The organism is Streptomyces sp. NPDC042201 (assembly GCF_055582185.1).
This window is the reverse complement of the sequence record NZ_JBVJDS010000010.1, coordinates 140,327-158,735: the sequence shown is the minus strand read 5'-3', so window position 1 is coordinate 158,735 and position 18,409 is coordinate 140,327. Positions and strand designations below refer to the sequence as shown.

General features: G+C 69.1%; 16 protein-coding genes and 2 pseudogenes. 12 read left to right on the top strand and 6 right to left on the bottom strand.

Translation table 11 applies throughout. The features are described from left to right. Nucleotides 1-158 precede the first annotated feature (158 nt). The 7 genes from ACZ6MZ_RS24305 (at nucleotide 159) to ligD (ending at nucleotide 9,044) form a co-directional block, all read left to right on the top strand. Complete coding sequence (locus tag ACZ6MZ_RS24305; protein WP_469354255.1) at nucleotides 159-1,481, top strand: NAD(P)/FAD-dependent oxidoreductase; 1,323 nt, start codon at nucleotides 159-161, stop codon at nucleotides 1,479-1,481. A 1-nt stretch (nucleotide 1,482) separates the two neighbouring features. Then, nucleotides 1,483-3,333: a transketolase gene (locus ACZ6MZ_RS24300; RefSeq protein WP_469354254.1), complete on the top strand. Its 1,851-nt coding sequence runs from the start codon at nucleotides 1,483-1,485 to the stop codon at nucleotides 3,331-3,333. A 221-nt stretch (nucleotides 3,334-3,554) separates the two neighbouring features. Beyond that, nucleotides 3,555-3,746, top strand: a complete 192-nt coding sequence (locus ACZ6MZ_RS24295; RefSeq protein ID WP_384333429.1) for a hypothetical protein — start codon at nucleotides 3,555-3,557, stop codon at nucleotides 3,744-3,746. Further along, nucleotides 3,747-4,115 carry a WhiB family transcriptional regulator gene (locus tag ACZ6MZ_RS24290; RefSeq protein WP_384187665.1) on the top strand — a complete coding sequence of 123 codons (369 nt, stop codon included), beginning with the start codon at nucleotides 3,747-3,749 and terminating at the stop codon, nucleotides 4,113-4,115. Nucleotides 4,116-4,219: 104 nt separating this feature from the next. Further along, nucleotides 4,220-5,629, top strand: coding sequence for an NADP-dependent succinic semialdehyde dehydrogenase (locus tag ACZ6MZ_RS24285; RefSeq protein WP_469354251.1), 1,410 nt, complete (start codon nucleotides 4,220-4,222; stop codon nucleotides 5,627-5,629). A 46-nt stretch (nucleotides 5,630-5,675) separates the two neighbouring features. Continuing rightward, nucleotides 5,676-8,063: a phosphoketolase family protein gene (locus ACZ6MZ_RS24280; RefSeq protein ID WP_389787215.1), complete on the top strand. Its 2,388-nt coding sequence runs from the start codon at nucleotides 5,676-5,678 to the stop codon at nucleotides 8,061-8,063. Between the two features lie 54 nt (nucleotides 8,064-8,117). Next, complete coding sequence (gene ligD / locus ACZ6MZ_RS24275; protein ID WP_389787212.1) at nucleotides 8,118-9,044, top strand: non-homologous end-joining DNA ligase; 927 nt, start codon at nucleotides 8,118-8,120, stop codon at nucleotides 9,042-9,044. 18 nt (nucleotides 9,045-9,062) lie between these two features. Here ligD and ACZ6MZ_RS24270 read toward each other — a convergent pair whose 3' ends face one another. Beyond that, entirely contained in the window at nucleotides 9,063-9,425 is a 363-nt protein-coding gene (locus tag ACZ6MZ_RS24270; protein WP_389787210.1) for a tetratricopeptide repeat protein, read from the bottom strand. 179 nt (nucleotides 9,426-9,604) lie between these two features. Between ACZ6MZ_RS24270 and ACZ6MZ_RS24265 the strand changes: the two genes are divergently transcribed. Continuing rightward, nucleotides 9,605-10,570 carry a pirin family protein gene (locus ACZ6MZ_RS24265; protein WP_469354249.1) on the top strand — a complete coding sequence of 322 codons (966 nt, stop codon included), beginning with the start codon at nucleotides 9,605-9,607 and terminating at the stop codon, nucleotides 10,568-10,570. A gap of 314 nt (nucleotides 10,571-10,884) precedes the next feature. Here the strand turns inward: ACZ6MZ_RS24265 and ACZ6MZ_RS24260 are convergent, their stop codons facing one another. Then, nucleotides 10,885-11,493, bottom strand: a complete 609-nt coding sequence (locus tag ACZ6MZ_RS24260; protein ID WP_469354247.1) for a TetR/AcrR family transcriptional regulator — start codon at nucleotides 11,491-11,493, stop codon at nucleotides 10,885-10,887. A 93-nt stretch (nucleotides 11,494-11,586) separates the two neighbouring features. On the opposite strand from ACZ6MZ_RS24260, the gene ACZ6MZ_RS24255 reads away from it, so the two are divergent. Together ACZ6MZ_RS24255 and ACZ6MZ_RS24250 are read left to right on the top strand one after the other, a co-directional pair. Further along, nucleotides 11,587-12,975, top strand: coding sequence for an MFS transporter (locus ACZ6MZ_RS24255; protein WP_469354245.1), 1,389 nt, complete (start codon nucleotides 11,587-11,589; stop codon nucleotides 12,973-12,975). 112 nt (nucleotides 12,976-13,087) lie between these two features. Next, nucleotides 13,088-14,206, top strand: coding sequence for an MFS transporter (locus tag ACZ6MZ_RS24250; protein WP_469354243.1), 1,119 nt, complete (start codon nucleotides 13,088-13,090; stop codon nucleotides 14,204-14,206). Nucleotides 14,207-14,401: 195 nt separating this feature from the next. Here ACZ6MZ_RS24250 and ACZ6MZ_RS24245 read toward each other — a convergent pair. The 3 genes and pseudogenes from ACZ6MZ_RS24245 to ACZ6MZ_RS24235 form a co-directional block, all read right to left on the bottom strand. Further along, nucleotides 14,402-14,587: pseudogene (locus ACZ6MZ_RS24245) on the bottom strand (ATP:cob(I)alamin adenosyltransferase); the annotation flags it as partial. 121 nt (nucleotides 14,588-14,708) lie between these two features. Next, nucleotides 14,709-15,431: pseudogene (locus ACZ6MZ_RS24240) on the bottom strand (phosphotransferase family protein); the annotation flags it as partial. Between the two features lie 135 nt (nucleotides 15,432-15,566). Then, nucleotides 15,567-15,914, bottom strand: a complete 348-nt coding sequence (locus tag ACZ6MZ_RS24235; protein WP_469354241.1) for a hypothetical protein — start codon at nucleotides 15,912-15,914, stop codon at nucleotides 15,567-15,569. Between the two features lie 388 nt (nucleotides 15,915-16,302). Between ACZ6MZ_RS24235 and ACZ6MZ_RS24230 the strand changes: the two genes are divergently transcribed. After that, nucleotides 16,303-16,500 carry a hypothetical protein gene (locus ACZ6MZ_RS24230; protein ID WP_469354239.1) on the top strand — a complete coding sequence of 66 codons (198 nt, stop codon included), beginning with the start codon at nucleotides 16,303-16,305 and terminating at the stop codon, nucleotides 16,498-16,500. Between the two features lie 334 nt (nucleotides 16,501-16,834). Then, nucleotides 16,835-17,224: an HIT domain-containing protein gene (locus tag ACZ6MZ_RS24225; RefSeq protein WP_389787189.1), complete on the top strand. Its 390-nt coding sequence runs from the start codon at nucleotides 16,835-16,837 to the stop codon at nucleotides 17,222-17,224. A gap of 7 nt (nucleotides 17,225-17,231) precedes the next feature. Here the strand turns inward: ACZ6MZ_RS24225 and ACZ6MZ_RS24220 are convergent, their stop codons facing one another. After that, the gene (locus ACZ6MZ_RS24220) at nucleotides 17,232-18,341 is read right to left on the bottom strand and encodes a UDP-N-acetylglucosamine--N-acetylmuramyl-(pentapeptide) pyrophosphoryl-undecaprenol N-acetylglucosamine transferase (RefSeq protein WP_469354237.1); all 1,110 of its coding nucleotides are present in this window, start codon (nucleotides 18,339-18,341) and stop codon (nucleotides 17,232-17,234) included. Nucleotides 18,342-18,409: the final 68 nt, after the last annotated feature.

Sequence of the window (18,409 nt, the reverse complement as noted above, 5' to 3'; positions counted from 1 at the left end):
CCTCCCACCAATCACAGTCGTGTCAAACCGCAGGTGAACCCCCCTGTCACCGGGCGTAGGGGTGCGCCGCGGGGCACCCGCGGTGTTTGTCGCCGCTGTCGGCGGGCACGTGGTCAGTCCGTCCGTACGACCCGAAATGTCACCGTCCGGAGTCGAACGTGAGCCGAGAACGCATTGTCATCGTCGGGGCCGGATTCGCCGGTTACCAGGCCGCCCGCACCCTCTCGCGGCGCGTGCGGGACGCGGCCGAGATCGTCCTGCTGAATCCCACCGATTACTTCCTCTACCTCCCGCTCCTGCCCCAGGTGGCGGCGGGCATCCTGGAGCCACGCCGAGTGACGGTCTCCCTCCCCGGGACGCTGCCGCGGGTGCGCCTGGTCCTGGGCGAGGCGCACCATGTCGACCTGGAGTCGCGGCGCGTCAGCTACACCGGCCCGGAGGGCGAACGGGGTGAGCTGACGTACGACCGGCTCGTCCTCGCCGTGGGCAGTGTGAACAAACTGCTGCCGATCCCCGGGGTGGCCGAGTACGCGCACGGCTTCCGGGGGCTGCCGGAGGCGCTCTATCTGCGGGACCACGTGACCCGTCAGATCGAACTCGCGGCCACCGCCGACGACACCGGGGAATGCGCCGCCCGCTCCACCTTCGTCGTGGTCGGCGCCGGCTACACCGGGACCGAAGTCGCCGCCCAGGGTAAACTCTTCACCGACGCACTGGTCCGTAAGCAGCGGGCCTGGAAGCAGGGGCGGCGGCCACGCTGGCTGCTCCTCGACATCGCTCCCCGCGTCCTGCCCGAGCTGGACCGCAGGCTGTCCCACACCGCGGACCGGGTGCTGCGCGCACGAGGCGTGGAGGTCAGGACCGGCACCTCCGTCAAGGAGGCGGGACGGACCGGGATCACGCTGGACGACGGCGAGTTCGTCGAGACCCACAGCCTCGTCTGGTGTGTGGGCGTCCGGCCCGATCCGCTGGTCTCCGAGCTCGGTCTGCCCGTCGAGCGGGGCCGGCTGCTGGTCGACCCGCAGCTCAACGTGCCGGGCCACCCGGAGGTGTTCGCGTGCGGTGACGCCGCCGCCGTACCGGATCTCACCAGGCCGGGGAAGTTCACCCCGATGACGGCCCAGCACGCGGGCCGCCAGGGCAAGGTGGCGGGCCGCAATGTGGCCGCCTCCCTCGGCTACGGGGAGCGGGAAACCTACAAACACAATGACCTGGGATTCGTCGTGGACCTCGGCGGTGTCAAGGCGGCGGCCAACCCGCTCGGGGTGCCGTTGTCGGGACCGCTCGCGGGCGCCGTCACACGCGGCTACCACCTGGCGGCCATGCCGGGAAACCGGGTACGGGTCGCCGCCGACTGGATGCTCGACGCGATTCTGCCGCGGCAGGCCGTACAACTCGGTCTGGTCCGTTCCTGGACGGTGCCGCTCGAATCGTCGTCCCCCGAACTCGCGAGGGTTCCCGGCGCACCCGGCAAGGAGTGACATGAACAGCGAACAACTGACAGAACTGGCACAGCAGTTGAGGGTCGACTCCGTGCGGGTCGCGGACGCGGCGGGGTCGGGCCATCCGACCTCCTCGATGTCCGCCGCCGATCTCATGGCGGACCTGCTCGCCAACCATCTGCGCTACGACTTCGACCGGCCCGATGATCCGGGCAACGACCGGCTGATCTTCTCCAAGGGACATGCCTCGCCCCTGCTGTACTCCATGTACCTGGCGGCGGGCGCGATCGACGAGAAGGAGTTCCTCACCTACCGCACGCTCGGCAGCCGGCTCGAAGGCCATCCGACACCGCGGCTCCCGTGGGTCGATGTCGCCACAGGCTCGCTCGGCCAGGGGCTGCCCGTGGGGGTCGGTATGGCGCTCGCCGGCCAGCGGCTCGGGCCCGCCCCGTACCGCGTCTGGGTGCTGTCCGGAGACAGCGAGATGGCCGAGGGCTCCATCTGGGAGGCGATCGAGCACGCGGGCGACCAGCATCTGGACTCGCTGACCCTCGTCATCGACGTCAACCGCCTCGGCCAGCGCGGACCCACCCGCCATCAGCGGGACCTGGACGCGTACGGCCGCAGGCTGCGCGCCTTCGACTGGCACACCATCGAGATCGACGGCCATGACATGGACGCCGTCGACGCCGCCTTCAACGAGGCCCGGTCGACGGCCGGCAGGCCCACCGCGATCATCGCGGGCACCCGCAAGGGGCGCGGCGTCGCCTCCGTCGAGGACCGCGAGGGCATGCACGGCAAGCCGCTGCCCGACGCGGAGAGCGCCATCGAGGAGCTGGGCGGGCGGCGGTCGATCCGGGTACGGGTGGCGAAGCCCGCCGAGCTCGACACCCCGGCGCGCGGCGGCGGACGGGTCGCCACCATCGAACTGCCGCGCTACGACGTCGGCGACTCGGTGGCCACCCGTGACGCGTACGGCGCAGCGCTCGCGGCCCTCGGCACGGCGCGCGGCGATGTCGTCGTGCTGGACGGCGAGGTCAGCGACTCCACCCGTACCGAGGCGTTCGCCAAGGAACATCCCGAGCGGTTCTTCGAGTGCTACATCGCGGAACAGCAGATGGTGGCGGCCGCCGTCGGCATGCAGGCGATGGGCCATGTCCCGTACGCGTCGACCTTCGCGGCCTTCCTGACCCGCGCGCACGACTTCATACGGATGGCGGCGGTCAGCCGGGCCTCGGTCAACCTCGTGGGCTCGCACGCGGGTGTCGCGATCGGCCAGGACGGTCCGTCCCAGATGGGCCTGGAGGACCTCGCCATGTTCCGTGCGGTGCACGGCAGTACGGTGCTGCACCCCTGCGACGCCAATCAGACGGCGTCGCTCGTGGCGACGATGCACGAGCTGTCGGGCGTCCGCTATCTGCGCACGCTCCGGGGGAAGACGCCGGTCATCTACGGCCCCGACGAGCAGTTCCCGGTCGGCGGGAGCAAGGTGCTGCGCCACTCGGACGCGGACCGGGCGACGCTGATCGCGGCCGGTACGACGGTCCATGAGTGTCTCGAGGCGGCGGATCTGCTGGCCCAGGAGGGGATCGCCGTCCGGGTCGTCGACCTCTACTCGGTCAAGCCGGCCGACGAGCGCACGCTCCAGGCCGCGGCGTCCGACACCGACTGTCTGGTCACGGTGGAGGACCATCACCCACAGGGCGGCATCGGGGACGCGGTGGCCGAGGTGTTCTCGGACGGCCGTCCCGGGCCGAAGCGGCTCGTACGGCTGGCCGTGGGGAACATGCCGGGCTCGGCGACGCCGGAGGAGGAACTCCGGGCGTCGGGCATCGACGCGGAGTCGATCGCGGCGGGGCTGCGGCTGCTGGTGGCACAGGTCATCCGCTGACGCACCAGAGGTACGCGTCGACGTGAGGGGCGGGTGGCCGGGCATCGCGCCCAGGCTCCCGCCCCTCGGGTCGAAACGAGACAAGTCCGCGATGACCGGGGCGCCCGCCGTTTCGGAGCGAGTCATCGGGTACCCGAAGGAAGACCGCCCGCGATCGTGGGCGTACACCGCAAGACCGAGCGGAAAAACCGAGCGGAAACCGAGCGGAAAAGGAGTCCGGCATGAGTAGGGACATCGGCCCGCGGCCCACACCGGCCGCACCGGCCGTGGCGGGAAGGTCCGCCGAGCGGGAAGGGCGGATACGCACCTGCGTCCCGGCCCGCGCCACCCGGCGGGAGACTCTGTGGAGAGACGGCCGGGAGCGGCAGGAGACGGCAGACCAGGACTGGAACGTGGTGCGGGGAGAGGACTGAATGACTGTGCGGCTGACGACAGCCCAACTGGACACCCAACTGGACATCGGCCATGACGCGGACACCTGGGAGTGGCTGCGGCAGGCGGCCTGCGCCGACGCCGACCCCGAGCTGTTCTTCCCCGTGGGGGAATCCGGGCCCGCCGCCGAGCAGGCGGAGCGCGCCAAGGAGGTGTGCCACAGCTGCCCGGTGGAACGGCAGTGCCTCGAATGGGCGCTGGACACCGGCCGTACCTCCGGAGTGTGGGGCGGTACGGACGAGGAGGAGCGCCGGCGGCTACGACGCAGGGCGGACCGGCGCCGCGGCGCGCAGGGTTCCCCGGCGCGCGCCCGCCAGTCCTCCGCGCCCGGCCGGTCGCGGCGCCCCTGAATCGTGACGTCAGCCGGCTCCGTGCACCCCGCGCGCGGCTCCCGTGTTGCGCGTGCGGGCAGGTCACGGAAGGGTCGGACTGTCGAATCGAGGAGGAATCGCCCATGCCCATCGCGACGGTGAATCCCGCCAGCGGAGAGACGCTCAAGACCTTCGACGCGCTGGGAGCCGAGGAGATCGAGCGCCGGATCGCGGCGGCCGACAGCGCGTTCCGGCAGTACCGCACCACCGGCTTCGACGAGCGGGCGCGGCTGCTGAACCGCGCCGCCGACCTGCTGGAGGAGGACGGGCCGGAGATCGCCCGCACCATGACCACCGAGATGGGCAAGCCGGTCGCGGCCGCCCGCGCGGAGGCCGCGAAGTGCGCGAAGGCGATGCGGTGGTACGCCCAGCACGCCGAGGAGCTGCTGGCCGACGAGCACCCCTCGGACGCCGACGTGAAGGACTCCGGGGCGTCGCGGGCGCGTGTCCACTACCGCCCGCTGGGTGTGGTCCTCGCGGTGATGCCGTGGAACTTCCCGCTCTGGCAGGTCGTACGGTTCGCCGCCCCCGCGCTCATGGCCGGCAATGTCGGCCTGCTCAAGCACGCCTCGAACGTGCCGCAGACGGCGCTGTATCTGGAAGACCTCTTTCGCCGGGCCGGGTTCCCGGCCGGCTGCTTCCAGACCCTGCTGGTGGGATCCGGTGCGATCGAGGCCGTCCTGCGCGACCCCCGGGTGGCCGCCGCGACGCTCACCGGCAGCGAGCCGGCGGGCCGCTCGGTCGCCGCCATCGCGGGCGACGAGGTCAAGAGGACCGTCCTGGAACTGGGCGGCAGCGACCCGTATGTGGTGATGCCCTCGGCGGACATCGAGCGGGCGGCGAAGACCGCGGTGACGGCCCGGGTGCAGAACAACGGCCAGTCCTGCATCGCCGCCAAGCGCTTCATCGTGCACGAGGACGTCTATGACGCCTTCGCCGCGCGCTTCACCGCCGGGATGCGCGATCTGACCGTCGGCGACCCGCTGGACGAGTCCATCGACGTCGGGCCGCTCTCCAGCGAGCAGGGCCGCGCCGATCTGGAGGAACTGGTCGAGGACGCGCTGAGCAAGGGAGCGACCGCGCTCTGCGGCGGACAGCGTCCCAAGGAGCACGAGCGTGGCTGGTTCTACGCCCCCACCGTTCTCGCCGATATCACCGACTCCATGCGGATCCACCGGGAAGAGACGTTCGGTCCGGTCGCCACGCTCTACCGGGTCTCCGGGCTGGACGAGGCCGTGGAGCTCGCCAACGACACGCCGTTCGGGCTGAGTTCCAACGTATGGACGCGCGACGAGGGGGACGTGCACCGTTTCGTACGTGACCTGGAGGCGGGCGGCATCTTCTTCAACGGCATGACGGCCTCGCATCCCGCCCTCCCCTTCGGCGGGGTGAAGCGCTCCGGTTACGGCCGTGAACTGGCGGCGCACGGCATCCGCGAGTTCTGCAATGTCACCACGGTGTGGCACGGCGCCGAGCCGGACGGCCAGGGATAGGGCCCCTCCGGGCCTACGGAGCCTACGGACCCGCAGGGAGATGAGCATGCGCGAGGCGACCACCGGAGCAGCGGCGGCCGGACTCACCGAGGGGGAGCTCGCCGCCCTCGACGCCCACTGGCGTGCCGCCAACTATCTGGCGGTCGGTCAGATCTATCTGATGGCCAACCCCTTGCTCCAGGAGCCGCTGGCGCCGGAGCACATCAAGCCCCGGCTGCTGGGCCACTGGGGGACCTCGCCCGGTCTGAACCTCGTACACACCCATCTCAACCGGGTCATCAAGGCGCGGGAGATCGACGCGCTGTGCATCTGGGGCCCCGGCCACGGCGGCCCGGCCGTCCTCGCCAACTCCTGGCTGGAGGGCACGTACTCCGAGACGTATCCGGACGTGAGCCGGGACCGGGAAGGCATGGAGCGGCTGTTCCGGCAGTTCTCGTTCCCCGGCGGAGTCCCCAGCCATGTCGCCCCCGAGACCCCGGGGTCGATCCACGAGGGCGGCGAACTCGGCTACTCCCTCGCCCACGCCTACGGCGCCGCGCTGGACAATCCCGGGCTGCTGGTCACCTGCGTGATCGGTGACGGCGAGGCGGAGACAGGGCCGCTCGCCGCGTCCTGGCACTCGAACAAGTTCCTCGACCCGGTGCACGACGGCGCGGTCCTGCCGGTCCTCCATCTCAACGGTTACAAGATCGCCAACCCGGCGGTGCTCGCCCGGCTGCCGCAAGCCGAACTCGACTCGCTGCTGCGCGGCTACGGACACGAGCCCCTGCACGTCACCGGCGACGAGCCGCTGGCCGTCCACCGCGCCATGGCCGAGGCCATGGACCGCGCCCTGGACCGTATCGCCCAGATCCAGCACGACGCGCGCGAGGGCCGGGTGACCGAGCGGCCGGACTGGCCCATGATCGTGCTGCGTACGCCCAAGGGCTGGACCGGCCCCCGCGAGGTCGACGGGGTGCCCGTCGAGGGAACCTGGCGTGCGCATCAGGTCCCGCTGAGCGGCGTACGGGACAACCCCGGCCATCTGCGCCAGCTGGAGACCTGGCTGCGCTCGTACGGCCCTGACGAGCTGTTCGACGCGACGGGCGCGCCCCACCCCTCCGTACTCGAATGTGTACCGGAAGGGACGCGCAGGCTGGGCGCCACCCCGCACGCCAACGGCGGTCTGCTGCTGCGGGATCTGCCGATCCCGCCGCTCGAACGCCACGCGGTGCGGGTCGACAAGCCCGGCACCGTGCTGCACGAGCCCACCCGGGTCCTCGGCTCGCTGCTGGAATCCATCATGGAAGCGACGGTGGGACGGCGGGACTTCCGGGTCGTGGGCCCCGACGAGACCGCCTCCAACCGCCTCGAAGCGCTCTACGAAGCCACCGGCAAGGCATGGCAGGCCGAAACCCTCGACACGGACGAGCATCTCGCGCGCGACGGACGCGTGATGGAAGTGCTCTCCGAGCATCTCTGCCAGGGCTGGCTGGAGGGCTATCTCCTCACCGGCCGCCATGGACTGTTCTCCAGCTACGAGGCGTTCGCCCATATCGTCGACTCCATGGTCAACCAGCACATCAAGTGGCTGAGGACCTCGCGCCGGCTGCCCTGGCGCCGCCCCATCGCCTCCCTCAACTACCTGCTGACCTCGCATGTCTGGCGTCAGGACCACAACGGTTTCTCCCACCAGGACCCGGGCTTCGTCGACCACGTCCTGAACAAGAGCCCCGAGGTCGTACGGGTCTATCTGCCGCCGGACGCCAACACCCTGCTGTCCGTCGCCGACCACGCGCTGCGCAGCCGCGACTACGTCAATGTGATCGTGGCCGGCAAGCAGCCCAGCCACGACTGGCTCACGCTCGACGAGGCCCGCGCCCACTGCGCCCGTGGCGTGGGTGCCTGGACATGGGCGGGTACGGAGGACGGCACACGGGAGCCGGACGTCGTACTGGCCTGCGCGGGCGACGTGCCCACCCTGGAGACCTTGGCCGCCGCCGATCTGCTGCGGCGGCATCTGCCGGAACTGGCCGTGCGGGTGGTCAATGTCGTCGACATGGCGCGGCTGCTGCCCCACGAGGAACACCCGCACGGGATGACGGACTCCGAGTACGACTCCGTGTTCACCACCGACAGGCCGGTCATCTTCGCGTACCACGGCTATCCCTGGCTGATCCACCGCCTCGCCTACCGCCGGGCGGGGCATACGAATCTCCATGTCCACGGCTACAAGGAAGAGGGGACGACCACCACCCCGTTCGACATGGTCGTCCGCAATGACCTCGACCGCTACCGGCTGGTCATGGACGTGATCGACCGGGTGCCTGGACTGGGCGTCAGGGCCGTGGGCGTGCGCCAGGCGATGGCGGATGTACGCACCCGCCACCACGCCTGGATCCGCGAGTACGGCACGGACCTGCCCGAGGTGGCCGACTGGACCTGGTCCGGCTGAGGCGAACAGGGCGAACACGGGCAAGGAGAAGACCGGCGAGGAGGACGTGGGGACATGAGCGCGCGGAGCGTACGGGCCGGGCACCGGACCGTGGAGATCCACCGGCCGGAGAAAGTCCTCTTCCCCGAAGCCCGGGCCGGTCATGGGCCCGGCGCCGGCCTTACGAAGGCGGGCCTGATCGACTACTACCGGGGCGTCGCCCCCTTCATGCTGCCCGAACTGAAGGGCAGGCCGCTGATGCTGGAGCGGCACCCGGACGGACTCGGCGGCGCCCGCTTCATGCAGAAGAACACCCCGGACAGCTATCCCGACTGGGTGCGCAGGGCCGAGCTCGCCAAGAAGGGCGGGACCGTCACCCACACCGTGTGCGACACCACCGCCACCCTGGTGTTCCTCGCCGACCAGGCGTGTCTCACCTTCCATCGCTGGCAGTCCCGTGCGGACCGGCCGGACTTCCCCGACCGGCTGGTCTTCGATCTCGACCCCGCCGAGGACGACTTCGAGCCCGTACGCCGGGCCGCGCGGCAACTGGGGGAGCTGCTCGGCGAACTGCGGCTGCCGAGCGCCCTGTTGACGACGGGGTCCAGAGGGCTGCACGTGATCGTGCCGTTGGACGGCCGCGCCGGGTTCGACGAGGTACGCGCCTTCGCCGCCGACGTCGCACTGACCCTGGCGGCCCGCGACCCGGACCGGCTGACCACGGAGGTACGCACCGCCGCGCGCGGCGGCCGGCTCTACCTGGACATCCAGCGCAACGCCTACGCCCAGACGGCCGTGGCGCCCTTCTCCGTACGCGCCCGGGCGGAAGCCCCGGTCGCCACCCCGATCAGCTGGGACCAGCTGAAGGACCCCGACGTCACCGCCAGGCGCTGGACGGTGGCGAACGTCCTGGACCAGGCGCGGACCCGTCCCTGGTCCGGGGTGCCGCACCGCGGACGGGCGCTCGGCCCGGCGCGCCGACGGCTCGCCGCCCTGGGGTAGGGCGGCGAGCCGGTCGTACTACGCCTGCGGAGGCCCGGTCGTCGGGAACTCCCCGGACAGCGCGGCGGCCATCCGCAGATGGGTCGCCGCCTCCGTGGCCCGGCCCTGGCGCTCCAGCGTGCGGCCCAGCATCAGCCGCGCGTACTGCTCCACCGGGTCGCGCTCCACGACGATGCGGAGCTCGGCCTCCGCCTTCGCCAGCCGCGCCGAGTGGTAGTAGGCGCGGGCGAGCAGCAGACGCGGGGCGACCTGCTCCGGGACCTCGTCCACCAGCCCGCCGAGGATGCGGGCGGCCGTGACGTACTCCTTGGCGTCGAAGAACAGCTGCGCGCGGTCCCAGCGCTCCGCGGCCGTTCCGAACTCGTAGTACGCGCTCTCCACGTGCCCTCCTTGTCCGCCATCTGCCTGCGGGCTGTCCTCGGATTCTCCGGGGACCATGCCCTGCGTACGGTTCCAACAGTGCAGGATGGTTGAACATTCCACTATTGTTCGGGTGCGGATCCCGCGTTCTGGTGTGGATCCCGCGCTCCGCCACGCGACTCAGGAATAGGTTGGGCACCATGAGCAATCTTGACCGTCAGGCATCTCTCGCCGTCTGCGGCGGCCGCGGCTTTGTCGTCGCCGAGCCGGTACGTGAGCTGCTGAGCCCACGCCGGGTTCAGCTGGGCGAGTCCACCGAGGTCCGCAGACTGCTGCCCAACCTGGGCCGCCGCATGGTGGGCGCCTGGGCCTTTGTCGATCATTACGGCCCCGACGACATCGCCGACGAGGCCGGCATGCAGGTACCGCCCCACCCGCACATGGGGCTCCAGACCGTCAGCTGGCTGCACGACGGCGAGGTACTGCACCGCGACAGCCTCGGCAGCCTCCAGACGGTCCGCCCGCGCGAGCTGGGGCTGATGACCTCGGGCCGGGCGATCTCCCACTCCGAGGAGAGCCCGCGCACACACGCGCGCTTTCTGCACGGCGCCCAGCTCTGGGTCGCGCTCCCGGACGCCCACCGTGAGGTCCAGCCGCACTTCCAGCACCACGCCGATCTCCCCGTCGTCACCGCCCCCGGCCTGACCGCCACGGTCATCCTCGGCGCACTCGACGGCGCCGTCTCGCCCGGCACGACCTACAGCCCGCTCGTCGGCGCCGACCTGGCCCTCGCCCGCGGCAGCGAGGCCCGCCTCCCGCTGAACCCCGACTTCGAGTACGCCGTACTGGCGATGTCCGGCGAAGCCGAGGTCGACGGCGTACCCGTCCTCCCCGGCTCCATGCTCTACCTCGGCTGCGGCCGCACGGAACTCCCCCTGCGCGCCGCCTCCGACGCGGGCCTGATGCTCCTGGGCGGCGAGCCCTTCGAGGAGGAGATCATCATGTGGTGGAACTTCATCGGGCGGTCCAACGAGGATATCAAACAAGCTCGTTCGGACTGGATGTCCGGAACCCGCTTCGGTGCCGTTGAGGGCTACGACGGCACTCCGCTGCCCGCTCCTGAACTGCCCCCGGTGCCGCTGAAATCGCGTGGACGGGTGCGCTGAACTGGTGTTTTGCGTACAGACAGCAACGCTGTGGGTGGCGTCCGACCTCGGAGTGTCAGGCGGCCTGGAGGGGCAGCCGAGTGCTCTCCGATTCTGGCTCTGCGGGTACGCCACGAGTCGAGGGTCTGGCCACCTGTAGTCACGTGTAGCCGGACTAATGCTGACTCAATGCTGACTTTTCTGACTGGTCGTCAGCCACGTCTTCTGTCGGCTCCTCCGTGGCGACGAGCCCGGCCGATGTTTGGACGAGGCGCGGCGACGGACTCGAACTGGGGCCAGGGCCCTGGCTCGCGATCGTCCGGTGATTGAAAACATCAAAGGCCGGTCGAAGTCGGCTCCTTGCCGACAGGCCTGCAGGCGGCAAGGACCGTCTCCGAGATGAAGCGCGGGGCGTCTGCCTGATCCAGCCGTCCATTGGCCACGTCTGTCGCCGCGCCCTTGATGACGTGGTGCAGGACGCTGGCCAGCCAGTTCGCAGGGAGGTCTGCACGGAAGACTCCTTCCGCCTGCCCTCGGCCAATCAGGTCGCCGACGCGCTGTGCCGGCTTGGCGTGGAGTACGCGCACCCGTTCGGCCGGCAGGATCGCCTGCGCCGCTTCGAGGACAGCGCTCGACTGGGCAATCAGTAGCCAGCTCGATTCGATCAGGGCCCGAAGCGCCTCCCGAGGGTCGCCCATGAGATCCAGTCGTTCCAGGACCTGGTCTCCTTCGGCGAGAAGTTGTTTCAGTGAGGCCTCGATCAGGGCGTCCCGGGACGGGAAGTGCCCGTAAAGGGTCACCCGGCCCACCCCGGCAGCCTGTGCGATCTCGCTCACGCTCGCGTCCGGGTTCCGGCTCAGGCAGGCGACTGTCGCAGCAAGGATCTTCTCGACGTTGTGCTGGGCATCGGCTCTACGTGCCGACTTGGTCACTGCGCGGGACATGCCACCCCTCAAGTTGAACAGCCGTGTATGAGTTACAGTATCCGACAGAACTCAAACACCTCTGTTTGACTTAACTCGAAGGGGTCGAACGTCATGACCGAATCCGTGGCCTCCACCAGACCGCCCCACAGCCCCGACCCACGACGCTGGAAGATCCTCGGACTCGTCGGCATCGCACAATTAATGCTGATCCTGGATGTCACTGTCGTAGCGATCGCCTTGCCCCACATGGGGGCGGAGCTCGGGCTGGAGCGCGAGACACTCACGTGGGTAGTGAGTGGCTACACCCTTGCCTTCGGTGGCCTCCTCCTCCTCGGTGGTCGTGCGGCTGATCTGTTCGGTGCCCGCCGCCTCGCGCTCTTGGGGTTGGCACTGTTCGCCACTGCATCACTGATCGCGGGACTGGCCACCTCCGGACCCATGCTCTTGGGAGGTCGTGTCGCACAGGGCCTCGCCGCAGCAATCCTTTCCCCGGCAGCGCTGTCGCTGGTCGTCACCCTCTTCGAGGGCGACGAGCGGAACAAGGCGCTCGGAATCTGGTCTGCGCTCGGCGGCAGCGGCGCTGCTCTGGGAGTTCTCCTTGGCGGACTTCTCACGGCAGGACCGGGGTGGCCATGGGTCTTCTACATCAACGTCCCCGTGGGGCTCGTGGTGCTTCTGACGCTCCGTGCACAACTCCCGCCGCAGCCGCGCCCAGCCACGAGGAGTCGACTCGACATACCAGGCGCGGCATTGGTGACCGCAGCGACCGGCACTCTGACCTATGCCCTGATCAAGGCTGGGGATCAAGGGTGGGCCACCCTGACGACCGCGGCCTACTTCGTGGCTGCCGCGATCCTTTACGTAGCTTTCGTGGTTCGTCAGCGCCTGGCCGCGAGCCCGCTCATGGATATCAGGCTGCTGATCCGTCGACCGGTAGCGGCCGGAACCCTGTTGATCCTCGTGGCCACCGCTTTGATGATCATGGTCTTTTTCCTCGGCACGTTCTATCTGCAGGACTATCGCGAGTACGGTGCGCTGGCCACCGGCCTGCTCTTCCTCCCAGTAGCCCTTTCGACGATGGCAGGGGCGAGCGCCGCGGGCCGGGTCATCGGCCGCACTGGACCTCGTACGCTCGGAGTGCTCGGACTTCTCGTCGCAGCGGTCGGCATGGCGGTCCCCGCACTCTGGGGCGGGACCACATCAATGGTGATCGGCGTCGCAGTTGCGGCCGCAGGCACCGGAGTGGTCTTTGTGGTCGCTTCCGCCACGGCATTGGGTCAGATCGAACCACACGAAGCCGGCTTGGCGTCTGGAATCGTCAGCACGTTCCATGAGTTCGGGGCCTCGCTCGGCGCCGCTGTCGTGTCGAGCATGGCCGCGGCAAGCATCGCCGGAACCGACGCCGCGGGCTTCTCGCGTGGCTTCGCGACAGGAGCGGTCGTCGCCACCGCGGCCGCTCTCCTGGCATTCTTCATCACGCCGAAGCCACGCTCCGAGTGAGCAAGTGCTGAGCATGGGCGGGTGGAAGCGTGGGCTCCCACCGGTGCAGGAACGGCAGCCTCCGCTCCCGCGGGAGATCCGATCATTGCTGTGGGTACGCGCACTCAATCAGGTGGGCGCCTACACAGTGCCGTTCCTGGCCGTGTACGCCGGCTCCGAACTGGCCACGGCTGTGCTGGGTGCTTTCGGCGTGGGAGCCTTCCTCTCACGCTGGCTCGGAGCGTGGCTAGCGCTACGCATGTCACCCCGCACAGTGGTGTCGACCGGTCTCGCCGCGACAGGAGTGGCCCTGAGCCTCCTCCTCTCAGTGCGGGGTTCGTTGACGATGGTGGGTGCGGCGGCCCTCGTCGGATTAGCCTTCGAAATCTACGAACCCGTCACCTACGAGGCGTTCGCCCGTGCCGCAACGGGCGACGAACGCAGACGCGCATACACCCTGCTGAGTACCGTCCTCGTTGCCTCGGGAGCATTATCCGGCCTGGTGGTGACCGTCCTTCTCCCGCTCGGCACTCACTGGCTGATCCTGGCTGACTCGGCGACCTGCTTCGCCGCGGCAGCAGTGTCGTGGCGTCACCTTCGCCCGGACCGGCCTCTGCCAAGAGCCGAGCGCTTCAGGAGCCGTTGGAAGCCACCGCCCTCCCTCGTCCTCCTGACAGTGGCGGGCACGGTGTTCTCCATCGGCTACCTAGCGGTGGTCATGTTCGTCCCGCTGGCGCTCTTCGACAGAGGCGCGGCAGCATGGGTTCCCGGAATCATCCTCATGGTTTCGGCGGCTGCCGCGCCCCTGCTGTCGGCAGCCCGAAACAGGGTGGCCGGTCACCGGCACCGTCCCCGTGAACTCGAGATCGGGCTGACGTTCACCGCACTCCTCGCAGCCGCCATGACCGCTCTGCCCGGTGTGGTCTGGTTCTCGGCGGTCTATGTGTTGTGGACAGCGGCGAGTGCCGCCCTCCTTGGGGAATGGTCCGCCCGTGTCGCCGATCACGCCCCTCCGCCGGACCGCACAATCTGGTTCGCCTTCCACGGGTCTTCCTGGGCCGTTGCCCAACCCGTTGTGCCGGCCTGCGTAGTGCTACTCGCCCCGGTCGCGCCCGACGCATTCGACGCCGCCTTGTTGGTCGCTCCGGCCGCACTGGCTTTGAGCGCGATACCGCTCCTTCTCATCGCGCCACCTCGTCCACGCGGGGAAACAGCTTCAGCTCCTACTGAGCAGCGTGATGAGAGACGCTGACGCGGATGAGCTCAGCAAGCGGCGACGCGGCCGGACCGGTAGCCCGGAAAGCGAGGACGACGACCATCCCACCTTGCTGTCGGCCGACGAGTGAGAGGGCCAACGTTCCGTGGCGGGAGCTGTCACAGAGGTGACCGCAACATGAGAATCTCGTCGCGATCGGGGCCAAGTACGCACGGGCGCGAACGCTGTTTCCTACCGGTTGGCACCCGGCTGCCAGAGGACGTCCCCTCGGGCGACGTTGGCCTGCCGGGCGAGGATGAAGAGCAGGTCGGAGAGCCGGTTCGGATACATCACCGCGGTGCTGTTCATGGTTTCCCCGTGCTCTTCCAGAGCGGCCCAGGTCGCGCGCTCGGCGCGGCGCACCACGGTTCGGGCCTGGGCTCGGGTCGGGCGCCTCGGAAAGGAAGACGAGAGCAAGCATCAGTGCGGCGTCAAGTCGGCACACCAACAGGCACGGATCGCCGTCGGGCGGAACCGTCGCCGTCCTCGCGTATCCGCTGCGGATCGCTTCCACATCGAGCTCGTTCTCCGGATACCGGGCGTACTCGACCAGGCGCCCGCACTCCACCGAGGGGAATCCCAGCAGGGCGCTCGACCAGTCCAGCAGGGCGACGGCCCGCCCCTGCCGGCGGCGGATGTTGTCGCTACGGACGTCGAGGTGCAGGAGGCTGTCCTCGGTGAGGCTGGTGAGAAGTCCGGCGACGAGAGACGCGTCCGGCGGTTCGGGCCAATCGTCGACAAGGCGGCCGATCTCGGCCCAGCGGCGCCCGATACGTGCGGTGATCGCACTCGCCGTGGACACTCCCTCCGACGCGACGGGCGTCAGGCGCGGCGGTGGCACCTGATGAAGCCGCGCGAGGAGCTGCCCGAGCGCGAAGGAGTCGAGATCCGATCCGTCGTCGGGGACATATGCGGACAGCAGTACGTCGGGGGACGTCGGCTCGTCCGCCAGGACGAGTTCCTTCGCCTGAGCGACGGGCAGACCGTGGGCGGCCAGATGCCTCGCGATCTCGTACTCCTGCAGGAGCAGGGCGCGGGTGTCCACATGGGGGTCATTGGCGTTCGAGTCGAACCGCCGGTGCGCGAGACGCACCGCGACGGGCTGCCCGTCGAGCCCCTGCGCCCGGTAGACAGAGAATTCCAGACCCCTGCCTTCCAGTTCCAGGCCGCTCAGCCCCCACCGCTCGGCCAGGCTGTCCAACTCGGCGAATCGCTCACTCATCATGTGCATCCTCGCGGGCCTTGCGGTCGTCGGTGATCCTGCTGTGCTTCAGCAAGGCGAAAGCAATAGGCAGGCACATCACCAGTGTGACCGCGCCGCCGACCGCGAAGGCCGTCTGCGGTCCCGCCAACGTGCTCAGCCACCCGAAGGGCAGCGCGCCGAGGGGATCGTCCCCCAGGCGATCAACCGGTACACGCCGGTCGCCCGGCCGAGGAGGCGATCCGGGATGAGTCCCTGCCGCAGGGTGACGGCCACGACGTTCCAGACCATCAGGCCGAACCCAGTGGCGCAGTAGGCGACGGTGACCACGTACACGCTGTCGGTCGCTGCTACCGCCAGGCCCGCGACACCCATGAGGGCCAGGTGTCCGATCAGGGTACGGACCCGGCCGATCGCTGCGGTCATACGGCTCGCGGCCACGCTGCCGACCACGCCTCCGGCGGCCAGCAGCGCTCCGTATGCGGCGTCCGGGAGCTCCAACATGTCGCGCACCCGATGACGAAGACGGCGATCTGTCCGAGGTACACAGCGTTGATGACGCCCGCGGAGACGGTCAGGGCGCGCGGCAAAGGGTCACGCAGCACATGGACCAGGCTCTCGCGGATGTCGGCCAGGAGCCGCGGCCTGGCGGTGGACCGCTCGGGCTGCGATCCGCGAACGCCGGTCAAGAGCACTGCAGACATCTGGAAGGAGAGCGCGTCGAACAGGAGGGGAACCGCCCTGCCCACCGTGAACAGCACGCCGCCGAGCACATGTCCCAGCAGATCGCGGCCCACCGTTTGGACCGCGAACGGGAGGCCGTCCGCAGCCTCCGGCTTCTCTTTGGGAACGATGCTTGGCGGCAGCGCGAAGGACGCGCAGCAAATCGGCGATGACCATCAGGCGGCGGCGCTCGAACCGGTCGGTATACGCCCCCGCCGGCCGTCGCGACGAGGCCGAGCAGGTTGCACACGTCGGCGAGGCGGCCGCTGTCCGCCGGATGCCGCCAGGCGAGATCCATCCACATGTCGAGGACCTGAGCCTCTTCGCCCGCGTCATCTTCGGTGGCGAGGAGGAGTGTCGGCGGTGACAGGTGGTGAATCTCTCGTTATGCACTGATGCGCTACTCGCAGGATTGGGGCTCCACCTCGGTGCAGTGGCGTTTCGGGAACAGGTGCGGTGGGAGGCTCGTGCGAGCGTCGCGGCGATGGGTAAGCGGGTCGGTGAGACGGTCGGGCCGGAGCGACGTGCAGGACCTCGGCGCGCCCGGGGCCCTGCAGTTCGAGGTCGTGGCTCCGGGCTATTGATCAGGAGTGACCGAGAGCCGACGAGATCTTAAGGAGGCTGATGTGAGGCAGGGGCAGGTAGAGGCTGGACGGTAGGGTTGCGGTGACGTTACCGCCCGACATGGAAAGTTACTTACTGTGACCACTGCTGCTGTGGCCCCGTCGACTTCGGATTTCTACTGTCACCAGGCCATTCCTGGGCTCACGCCGGTCAAGGTGGTGGCGGAGACCGAGGATGTGCTTGCGTTCGAGCACACCAACCCTGGGCATCCGGTGCATGTGGTGGTGGTGCCGAAGGAGCACATTCCGTCGTTGATTGATCTTGGTGACGGGGGTGAGGAGCTGCTGACGAAGGTCATGGCGGTTGTACGGCAGGTCGCAGCGCAGATCAAGGAAGAGCACGGCGCGGCTTCTGTCACCACGAACGTCGGGCTGTACCAGGAGTCGCAGCACCTGCATTTCCACGTCTACCATCGTGGTGAGTCCGATGAGCAGATCCTTGCCATGTACGGGCACCACGACGGCTGAGCAAGCCCTACCGCGCTTGACGGTTGCGCCCTCGCCTGGCGGCGGCAACGGTCTCCTGCGCGATTAAGTCGGAAGCCCGGTGGATGACCTTCGGATCGGGCCCCTCCCGCGTGGACCGGCTGGGGCTGCCGGCCAGCTCCATGCATGCCTTGGCGAGAGACGCTCCGTCGTATAGCCGCTCGTCGTCGTGGACCACGATGCACTGTCCCGGGTGTCGTCGGGCGTAGGTGGCGGCGTTGTCGAGCTGGTCGCCGCGGCTGACCGTGGCAGGCAGCGGGATGAGTACGGCCCGCTTGCCGAGCGCTTCGAGCTCGGCAAGCGTCGTTGCGCCGGCGCGTCCGATCACCAGGTCGGCGAGCCATAGGGCATCGGCCATCTCATCGTGCAGGTACTCCAGTTGCCAGTACCCCGGTACGTCCTGACGGGAAGGGTCGAGGTTTCCCTTCCCCCGGACGTGAACGACCGCGAAGCGCGCACACAGGGATTCGAGTTGGCTCTGTACGGCGTCGTTGACGCGCTGAGATCCACTGCTGCCGCAGAAGATCAGCAGTACGGGCTTCCCGGCAGGGATGCCGAGTCGCTTGCGCAGTCTTTCCGGTTCGCCGGTGGCGAGGTCGTGGCGCAGTGGTAGGCCGGTGACGGTGGATTTGCGGGCGAGCCATCGCGGTGTGCCGGCGGGGGCGGCGACGGACAGGCAGACCCGGGTGGCCATCCGCGCGACGATCTTGTTGGCGAGGCCGAGGGAGTGGTCGGACTCGTGGACCACGATCGGGACTCGGCAGAGCCAGGCGGCGATTCCGACGGGCACGGAGACGTACGAGCCCTTCGAGAACAGGGCATCGGGCCGTTCGCGTCGCATGGCCCGTACTGCGGCCCCGATGCCGCGCAGCACGGTGATGGGCATCAGCAGGTTGCTCCACGAGCCGTAACGCTTCAGACCCGCGGATGGCACAGGGCGAAACGGGATGCCAGCTTTCTTGGCGTATTCGTGTTCGATGCTGTCCGAGCGTCCGAAGAACACGAGTTCTTTCGCGCCCTGTTCGGGGAGCCGAGCGGCTACGGCAAGGGCGGGGACGACGTGTCCGGCGCTGCCGCCTCCGGTAATTCCAATTTTCATCTAAATCGCACCTGGCTCGCGTAGTCGCGTTTCATTGAAGGGGACGCCCATGTCTTGGTATCCAGCGA